We start from the raw sequence: 6,102 nt of genomic DNA, 5'->3' as shown, positions 1-6,102 counted from the left end.
GCTCCTGTTTCTTCTCCAAAATCTCCAGCAAGAAAAATAAAAATTGGTTATATTGCCCATACTCTCCGTCGTCATTCTGTGGGTTGGTTAAGTCGCTGGTTATTTCACTATCATAATCGAGATAAATTTGAAATTTACACCTATTTTGTCAACCAAGCAGCGGACGAAATTACTGAAAAATGGTTTATAAATAACTCAGATTATAGCTATAACTTGCCCGCAAAAATTGAACAAATAACTGCACAAATTCGTCAAGATAACTTAGATATTTTAGTGGATATTGATAGCTTAACCAATAATACAACTTATCTAGTAATGGCTTTAAAACCAGCACCGATACAAGTAACCTGGTTAGGATTAGATGCGTCGGGAATCCCTGCTATTGATTATTTTATTGCCGATAACTACGTTTTACCCGAAAATGCTCAAGAAATTTATTCAGAAAAAATTATCCGACTTCCTAACTCTTATTTATCCGTGGATGGTTTTGAAGTGGGTGTTCCCACTAGGAGAAGAACTGATTTAAATATTCCCGATGATGCTATTATTTATCTGACCGTGCAATCGGGATTAAAACGCACTTTAAACATGATTTGTCTGCAATTGCAGATTCTTCAACAGGTTCCTAATAGCTATCTTTTAATCAAAGGTTTTGCCGACAAAGAAACCATTCGAGAATTATTTCTCAAAAGTGCCGACGAATTGGGAATTAGTCAAGATAGATTAAGATTTTTGCCCAATGATTTCAATGAGGAAACCCATCGCGCTAATCTAGGAATTGCTGATATAGTTCTCGATACCTATCCCTATAGTGGTGCTACCACAACCCTAGAAACCCTCTGGATGGGGATTCCTTTAGTCACTAGGGTTGGTGAACAATTTGCAGCCCGTAATAGCTATACTTTTATGAAAAATGCCGGCATTAGTCAGGGTATAGCTTGGAGTGATGAGGAATATGTGCAGTGGGGAATTAAGTTAGGATTAGATCAAAATTTAAGGGAAGAAATTCGTTATCAATTACGTCAATCTCGTCATATATCTCCCCTCTGGAATGGGAAAAAATTTACCCTAGATATGGAAAAAGCCTACGAACAAATTTGGCAAAATCATCACGATAATTAGGTGATTTATAAGTTAACAAATTTATCGGTAGCCTCAATTAAAGCACTACGAATTCCCACTTCTGTCATCGAATGTCCCGCATCGGGAACAATGATAAATTCCGCTTCCGGCCAAGCTTGATGTAATTCCCAAGCAGAAATCATCGGACAAACAATATCATAACGTCCTTGCACGATAACCGCGGGAATATGGCGGATTTTATCAACATTTTCGATCAGTTGGTTATCCGTCTCTAAAAAACCCTTATTGACAAAATAATGGCATTCAATGCGTGCAAAAGCTTCGGCAAAATTATCCTGACCGAATCTCTCGATTAAATTGTCCGCGGGAATTAATTTGCTGGTACTTCCCTCCCAAATTGACCAAGCTTTGGCAGCTTCTAGACGGATTTGGGGGTTATCGCTAGTCAGTCGCCGATAATAAGCGGCCAGCAAATCACCCCTTTCTTCCGGGGGAATAGGTGCTAAATAATTCTGCCAAATATCGGGAAAAATATAACTGGTTCCCTCTTGATAAAACCATTTTAATTCTTTTTCTCGCAGTAGAAAAATCCCGCGCAAAATTAAGCCTAAACAGCGTTCGGGATGGGTTTGACTGTAGGCTAAAGATAGGGTACTTCCCCAACTACCGCCAAAAACTACCCAGCGATCAATTTTTAATAATTCTCGTAGTTTTTCGATATCTGCCACTAACAGCCAAGTGTTATTTTCTCTTAACTCAGCGTGGGGGGTACTTTTCCCGCAACCCCGTTGATCAAAAAGGACAATTCTCCATTTCTGTGGATCGAAATACTGACGATAAATCCCCTCAATACCACCTCCAGGCCCGCCATGGAGAAATACTACCGGTTTACCCTGGGGATTGCCCACTTCTTCATAATAGATTGTGTGGAGAGCCGATACTTTTAAGTAACCAGTACAATAGGGATCGATCGCCGGATATAATTCTCTAGTCATATTTACAGTCTTTCTCATTAAGATAAAGTCTAACCTAATTTGCCATCTCCCCACACCCCACACCCCACACCCCGCTCCCCTGGTGTTAGGCCCAGAGAGACCCTAATAGCTAAAGAAACTGCACGATTAGATACCAAAGTCCCTCACAGATAGAAGATAATCAATATTTATCAGTATTGGAAGCCTTCAGCATGGTTCATTTAACGCCCAATCCTAGCTATAGTCTAAGTCTCAAGATAGAAATCCCCAATCAAGCGGGAACCTTCGCTTCTGTCCTCAATGCGATCGCCGATGTGGGGGGGAATTTAGGGCAAATTTCTCTGATCGAACGCAATTTAAAGATTAGCACCCGCGAGATTATGGTTGATGCCGCTAGTACCGACCAAGCGGAACAGATTATCGCTGCGGTTAAAGCTCTACCAGATGTTAAACTGCTCAAAGTTTCCGATCGCACCTTCGATATCCATCGTCGGGGTAAAATCTCCATTGAGAGTCGTATTCCCCTCACCTCCCAAGATGACCTGGCCATGGCCTACACCCCCGGAGTTGGTCGCATCTGCACCGCTATCGCTCACCAACCCGAACTGGTGTACTCATTGACCATCAAGGGCAACACCGTCGCTGTAGTGACCGATGGTAGCGCGGTATTAGGATTAGGAAATCTCGGGCCAGAGGCTGCCCTGCCGGTAATGGAAGGGAAAGCGATGTTATTCAAGGAATTCGCCGGAATTGATGCTTTTCCCATCTGTTTAGCCACCCAAGACCCCGAAGAAATCATCGCAACCGTCAAAAGAATCGCTCCGGTTTTTGGGGGTATTAACCTAGAGGATATCGGCGCTCCACGCTGTTTTGAAATCGAGAAACGTCTGCGAGCGGAATTAAATATTCCCGTTTTCCACGATGATCAACACGGTACAGCGATCGTTTCCCTGGCTGCCCTGATTAATGCCCTCAAATTTGTCAAAAAATCGCTTGATACAGTCAAAATCGTCATTAATGGTGCGGGTGCGGCGGGAATCGCCATCGCTACTCTCTTTAAAACCGCAGGAGCCACAAATATAATCCTCTGTGATTCCCATGGCATCCTCTCCCAAAACCGGGACGATTTAACCCCAGAAAAACAAGCTTGGGCCGTGGCTGCCACTGGTAAGCTAGGGGATGCTCTCAAAGGCGCTGATGTCTTCCTGGGGGTGAGCGCACCGGGGGTATTGACTCCCGAAATGGTTAAGGGAATGGCTAAAGATGCGATCGTCTTTGCCATGGCTAATCCCATTCCCGAAATTCAACCGGAATTAATCAATGATTTGGTGGCCGTGGTGGCTACCGGACGCAGCGATTATCCCAATCAGATTAATAATGTTCTCGCTTTCCCCGGATTATTTCGCGGGGCCTTGGACTGTCGCGCTAGGGCAATCACCGATAATATGTATCTGGAAGCGGCCAAAGCGATCGCTTCTTTGATCACTCCTGCTAATCTTGATCGAGAGAATATTATTCCCTCGGTTTTTGATGGTCGTGTAGTTACGGCTGTGGCCGCCGCCGTTCAACAGGCTGCTCGTCAAGATGGAGTGGCCGGGGAATAATGTAATTATGGTGCAGGAGGGTAAGTAAACCGTGAAACCGATCGATGATATTCCCGAAGCTTTGCGGGACAACCAGTACAGAAAAACTACTAATCCCCAGGGTCTAATAGCGATCGCAAGCGGTTTACTCGCTCTGGTGGGAACCGGCCTAATTGCCATAGCAGTCTTGAATCGTCCCCCTGCTTCCGTAAAAAAACCGGTTATTAACCCATCCCCCCCCATTAAAGCCACTCCTAGCCCGATTGAGAACATTCTAGGTCATTTACCCTATCAAGAGGCCCCAGAGACGGAATTAGCCCCCATTACTGGGGATGGTACTATGCGTTTAAGGAAACCGGCAGCCAAGGCTTTTATCCAGATGCAGAGTGACGCGAGAAGGTCGGGGGTGATTTTAATGCCGATTTCCGCATTTCGATCGAAAGCAACCCAAGAAAAGCTCTTTTTTGAAGTTAAAAAACAACGCAATCAGCAAACCCGCAAACGAGCAGAAGTGAGCGCACCTCCGGGTTACAGCGAACATCATACCGGTTATGCGATCGATATTGGTGATGGTAGCACTCCCGCAACGAATTTAAGTAGCAGTTTTGCTAATACTGCCGCTTTTCGTTGGTTGCAAAATAACGCTGCCCAGTATAGTTTCGAGTTATCTTTCCCCGAAAATAATCCCCAGGGTATTAATTATGAACCCTGGCACTGGCGTTTTGTCGGGGATAGTCACAGTTTAGAAACTTTTTATAAAGCCCAACAATTAGGAAAACAAAAATAAGATAACCTGATCGGCAATTGCGTCCTGTAGGGGCGAAGCATTCGGACAATAACCTATCGCTGAAACCAGAGATTTTCTATCCGAATGCTTCGCCCGTACTTTTTCAACTTTTTAGAAAACCTAACAATTAGGAAAACAAAAATAAGATAACCTGATCGGCGATCGATAGCATTATCTGGAGTTAATTACTAAAATAGGATGACATTGTCTTCTGGGTGTTTCTGATCTGTCCAAGCCGGTAGAATACTTAACAAATGAGCAACGGGAACGAGTTGGGGTTTTATTAGACTGGAACACCTATTCTCGATTTGCCAATCTATTAGGCCTCGATCAAGATTATTTGATTGGTTTGAGTGTGGATGAATTAAAAGCGCTGGCAAGTTGTCAATTAGCCCTGGTAGAGCCAACCCGTTTAGATGATTTAGTGATGAGAAATGCAGCATCTTTGCCCTGCGCTGATGAGGTAGCTGAGTTAGATGAGTTGTTGGCAAAAACAGATCAATTAACAATTCTTAAAACCCTTGCCAGATAACCGTTTATTTGGTGATGGAATTGGTGAAGGGACAAACTTTAAGAGATATTTTACGATAAACAACCAGAAAAGAGATTAAATGAGAAAGATATTGAGTCGGTAATGAATGATTTAGTCAGTGCTTGGGAAGCAGTGCATGATGAGAAGCAAGATATTTATCATTTAGATTTAAAACCAGATAATGTCTTAATTACCGATGAAAAACGGCTGGTTTTAATCGATTTTGGGGCAGCAAGGCAAGGATTGAGAAAGAATAGTCGCAGTGTTCAAGCTTTTACTGAAAGCTATGCAGCTCCAGAGGTAATTTTAGGGGAAGATGCAGGAAGTTATAGCGATTTGTTTGAGTTGGAGATGATGTTACATGAAATGTTAACAGGTGAGCTGCCTCTCCTACGCAAGTCCCTTATGACCCTAAGGTTATCGGCGGTGGGTGATGGGCAACTATGGGGAGATAGGGGAATTTCAACTAAAACCCCAACACCCTAAAACCCCAACACCCAAGCCCTGTTATACAATGGTTTTTGACTTGTTTTTTGGAAGGGAACGCTAAACTATGTATTCGATCGATATTACCCTGAAACTCTCGCCCATCCCCATTTCCGTGCAGCGCAAGGAAGAAGCGGCGGCAGACGCTTTGTATCAAACAATTATTAACGCTATGCGATCGCCGAATCCAGAATTATTAGAATTAACCTGCGAAAAACAAACCGATAAAAAGGTGGCGGTTTTGAGCGATCAGATCAGTGCGGTGATTGTGTCACAAAAATCCGGGGCTGCCTCCACTGGTAGAGCGCCGGGGTTTGTCGCTTTAGCCACAGAATAGTTCTTTAATCAGTTATCAGTGAGCAGTAACCAGTAATCAGTGACAAAAAACGGCAACCGCCTACATAACACTTTCGGCTCAAAACTCAAAACTGATAACTGATAACTGATAACTGATAACTGATCACTGATCACTGAAAAGGCTGATAATTCATGACTATAAAAGTAAAAGATCTCTGGTTTAGCTGGCCGAATGGGAAATCAGTATTAAATGGCTGCTCTTTGCAAGTTCCCAGAGGAGAATTTTGGATGTTGTTGGGGACAAATGGCAGCGGTAAATCAACCCTGCTGCGGCTCTTAGCGGGATTATTAAAACCTAGT

The 6,102-nt window shown here is 43.4% G+C and carries 8 protein-coding genes; 7 read left to right on the top strand and 1 reads right to left on the bottom strand.

What is annotated here, in order from left to right:
• Positions 1-1,122 (top strand): O-linked N-acetylglucosamine transferase, SPINDLY family protein (locus PX484_RS11700; protein ID WP_502882734.1); only part of this gene is annotated, 1,122 nt, incomplete at its 5' end.
• A 5-nt stretch (positions 1,123-1,127) separates the two neighbouring features.
• On the opposite strand, the gene pip is transcribed toward PX484_RS11700, so the two are convergent.
• Positions 1,128-2,078 (bottom strand): prolyl aminopeptidase, encoded by a 951-nt coding sequence (gene pip / locus PX484_RS11695; protein WP_002782674.1) that lies wholly within the window; start codon positions 2,076-2,078, stop codon positions 1,128-1,130.
• A gap of 191 nt (positions 2,079-2,269) precedes the next feature.
• On the opposite strand from pip, the gene PX484_RS11690 reads away from it, so the two are divergent.
• The 6 genes from PX484_RS11690 to PX484_RS11665 form a co-directional block, all read left to right on the top strand.
• Positions 2,270-3,661 (top strand): NAD-dependent malic enzyme, encoded by a 1,392-nt coding sequence (locus PX484_RS11690; RefSeq protein ID WP_287766142.1) that lies wholly within the window; start codon positions 2,270-2,272, stop codon positions 3,659-3,661.
• Between the two features lie 31 nt (positions 3,662-3,692).
• Positions 3,693-4,427, top strand: coding sequence for a M15 family metallopeptidase (locus tag PX484_RS11685; RefSeq protein ID WP_002799799.1), 735 nt, complete (start codon positions 3,693-3,695; stop codon positions 4,425-4,427).
• A 355-nt stretch (positions 4,428-4,782) separates the two neighbouring features.
• Positions 4,783-4,959, top strand: coding sequence for a hypothetical protein (locus PX484_RS11680; RefSeq protein ID WP_002799794.1), 177 nt, complete (start codon positions 4,783-4,785; stop codon positions 4,957-4,959).
• Between the two features lie 45 nt (positions 4,960-5,004).
• On the top strand, positions 5,005-5,445 hold the full coding sequence (locus PX484_RS11675; protein WP_287667493.1) for a protein kinase domain-containing protein: 441 nt from the start codon (positions 5,005-5,007) through the stop codon (positions 5,443-5,445).
• A gap of 67 nt (positions 5,446-5,512) precedes the next feature.
• Positions 5,513-5,782 carry a UPF0367 protein family gene (locus PX484_RS11670; RefSeq protein ID WP_002756830.1) on the top strand — a complete coding sequence of 90 codons (270 nt, stop codon included), beginning with the start codon at positions 5,513-5,515 and terminating at the stop codon, positions 5,780-5,782.
• A gap of 152 nt (positions 5,783-5,934) precedes the next feature.
• The coding region (locus tag PX484_RS11665) for an ATP-binding cassette domain-containing protein (protein ID WP_288103940.1) at positions 5,935-6,102 on the top strand (168 nt) is incomplete at its 3' end.

Source organism: Microcystis sp. M49636_WE2, from assembly GCF_030065375.1.
In the GTDB taxonomy this organism is placed as follows: domain Bacteria; phylum Cyanobacteriota; class Cyanobacteriia; order Cyanobacteriales; family Microcystaceae; genus Microcystis; species Microcystis aeruginosa_C.
The sequence above is the reverse complement of the archived record's forward strand: the minus strand, read 5'-3'. Positions and strand labels throughout refer to the sequence as shown.

Coding starts and splice junctions, on each gene's coding strand:
- PX484_RS11670 (WP_002756830.1), top strand. CDS start 5,513: ATGTATTCGATCGATATTACCCTGAAACTCTCGCCCATCCCCATTTCC.
- pip (WP_002782674.1), bottom strand. CDS start 2,078: ATGACTAGAGAATTATATCCGGCGATCGATCCCTATTGTACTGGTTAC.
- PX484_RS11690 (WP_287766142.1), top strand. CDS start 2,270: ATGGTTCATTTAACGCCCAATCCTAGCTATAGTCTAAGTCTCAAGATA.